The 2,699-nt window shown below is 57.6% G+C and carries 1 protein-coding gene and 2 pseudogenes; 1 reads left to right on the forward strand and 2 read right to left on the reverse strand.

Annotated elements, in window-relative coordinates:
- Nucleotides 1–131: pseudogene (locus tag DXX3274_RS24545) on the forward strand (IS110 family transposase); the annotation flags it as partial.
- A gap of 542 nt (nt 132–673) precedes the next feature.
- Here the strand turns inward: DXX3274_RS24545 and DXX3274_RS15440 are convergent.
- Nucleotides 674–1,734 (reverse strand): annotated as a pseudogene (locus DXX3274_RS15440) (alkene reductase).
- Between the two features lie 240 nt (nt 1,735–1,974).
- Entirely contained in the window at nt 1,975–2,547 is a 573-nt protein-coding gene (locus DXX3274_RS15445) for an alpha/beta hydrolase (RefSeq protein ID WP_042860532.1), read from the reverse strand.
- Nucleotides 2,548–2,699: the final 152 nt, after the last annotated feature.

The raw sequence follows: 2,699 nt of genomic DNA on the forward strand, positions 1-2,699 counted from the left end.
GGTTTTTATAGCCTGCTGAAGGAAAACCGTTCAACGTGGCAGTTCGTCGCCCAGGCAGGCAGAACAGCGCGAATCTTGTAGGTCGAATGTTGACATGCGGGAGTGAGTACCGGGAAATCGCGCCAGTGTGAAGGTCGGGATTTAAAGGAAGGAAACGAGTCAGGCGGTTCTGAAAAGTGCAAGGTGTAATCACAGTAATGGCAAAACAGGTAAGACCGCAGGAGAAACAGGTCGTTCGCCGCGTGGGCTTTGAGCCCGAAGGGATGTAAGACGTTCTCCTGGCGGATTTCATTATGGTGGCGCGACAAAAGCGAAAAACCGGATATATGACTGTACAACCTGCCATGCCGTTTTAAAGAAAACACATTGCAAATTGGGGAGCGTCCATATACGCGGCGAAAGCCCGTGCCGCGTCTGGAGCGCGTCACGGGCGGCCCGAACAGCGAAGTCGAACGCCGAAGGTAGCGCGAAGCGGCACAGTTTAGCTACTAGCCAGTGGTCAAGGAGAGGTGGCGTTTGAGCCTCTCCTTGTCGTGCGTGCGATGAAGCGGCAAAGAAATGACACCGCTTATCCCGCACGAAACTATTCACTGACCAGAACAAACTTCACCATTCATAAAACAACATAGCTGTTTGTCAGCAGCCTCAGGAGGCCAATGGCCTCCTCGTTTGTTTACTCCGCCAGCGCCGGGTAATCGGTGTAACCTTCCGCTCCCGGTCCATAGAGATAGTATTACTGTTCAGCTCGTTGAGCGGCGCGCCGCGGCGCAGGCGTTCAACCAGATCCGGGTTGGAGATATAGACCCGGCCAAACGACACCGCATCCGCCTCGCCGTCCGCCAGCAGTTGCTCAGCGGCGCCACGGGTCAGACCATCGTTGGCGATCACCACGCCGCCGAATGTTTTGCGAATCAGCGGCAGAATGCGCTGCGGCGTATCCAGCGCTTCACGCACAAAGATGAACGCCAGTTTGCGATCGTTCAGTTGCTCAGCCACATAGCCGAACAGCGCCTGCGGGTCGGAATCCTGCATGGAGTGCGAGTTGGACATGGTATTCAGATGCACGCCGACCCGATCCGCCGGCCACACGGTCAGTACGGCATCCACCGTATCCAACAGAAAACGCGCCCGGTTAGCGATGGAGCCGCCGTACTGGTCGGTGCGCTGGTTGGAGCCATCATGCAGGAACTGGTCGAACAAATAACCGTTGGCGGCATGAATTTCCACGCCGTCAAAGCCAGCGCGTTTGGCGTTTTCCGCCGCCCGGCGAAAATCCTCCACGATACCGGCCACTTCTTCGGTTTCCAGCGCTCGCGGCACCACATAAGACTTGTACGGACGGATGGTCGCCACGTGTCCTTCCGCCGCAATAGCGCTGGGCGCCACCGGCAATTCACCATCCAGATAAACAGGGTCGGAAATGCGCCCCACGTGCCACATTTGCAGCACCATTTTGCCGCCCGCCGCGTGTACCGCCGCATTGATGCGGCTCCAGCCCTCGATCTGTTCGTCCGACCAGATCCCCGGCGTATTAGGATAGCCGACGCCCTGCGGAGTGACGGCGGTAGCTTCAGTCAGGATCATCCCGGCGCTGGCCCGCTGGACGTAATAGTCCAGCGATAACGCGCTGGGGATCCGCTGGTCGAAAGCGCGCATGCGGGTCAGCGGCGCCATGACAATACGGTTTTCTGCCTTGATAGCGCCAATATGGATTGGATCAAACAAATCTGGCATAGCGTTTCCTTTTCGTTGACACCCAACAAGTGAACGGCTGAACTCAACGAACGGCTACGGCGCCATCATCCGCATCGGACGGAGACACCGCCTGACGATTCGTTGCGTAATAAACAGAAGGAATAGGGATATACACCATCGTGGAGAGCGCTGCCAGACCATTCGGTGCTAATGGCAGCTTGATGAATGATTATAACGCGGCGAAGACGTGTGCTTACGTCCCCGCACGCCGGAGCGATATCAGGTTGCCGGCGCTAGTTGCCCGGCAAAGGCGGCCAATCGCTGCAATCCGTATTCCCATTTACCGAAACCCGACTCCGCATTAATGTGGCCGCCCTCGCCGACATCCACCAGGTCGCTGCCCCAGGCGTGCGCCCAGTATTCAGCGCGGGAAAATGTCATTAACGGGTCATTGTGGCTGGCGAACGCCAGACTGGGCACCGCCAGCCGTTCGGCCTGAATACGATCTTCAATTTCAAAACGCATGGGTTCGGCCGGCGCCACCAGCATCACGCCGGCGATGCCTTCCATACCTTGCTGGACCACATGGCAGGCGGCCAGCGCGCCAAAGCTGTGACCAATCAACACCGCCGGCCGATCGCAGGTCGCCAGTTCGCGGCGAATCGCCAGTATCCACCGGTCCAGATCCGCCTGATACCACTCTTTCTGGCGGATACGCCGCCAGAACGGAAAACGACGCTCCCAGTGGCTCTGCCAGTGCTCTTCATCACTGTCGCGCAGCCCCGGCACCAATACCATGGTCAGGCGCGGGTCGATGTCCATCAGACGCTGGTCTACTTCTGTTGTCTGCATCAGGTTCTGTGTCTCCCTGTTGATTGCCTGCCAGGGTGACACGGACACCATCAGTGATACCGTCGTCCCTTACACCCTTCTCATTACAATCTGATAACAATATCAGCACCGGCTTACAGCCTACCACGTGATTCCCGATTTGTATCCTGACT

The organism is Dickeya sp. NCPPB 3274 (assembly GCF_000406205.1).
Taxonomy (GTDB): Bacteria; Pseudomonadota; Gammaproteobacteria; order Enterobacterales; family Enterobacteriaceae; genus Dickeya; species Dickeya fangzhongdai.

Coding starts and splice junctions, on each gene's coding strand:
- DXX3274_RS15445 (WP_042860532.1), bottom strand. CDS start 2,547: ATGCAGACAACAGAAGTAGACCAGCGTCTGATGGACATCGACCCGCGC.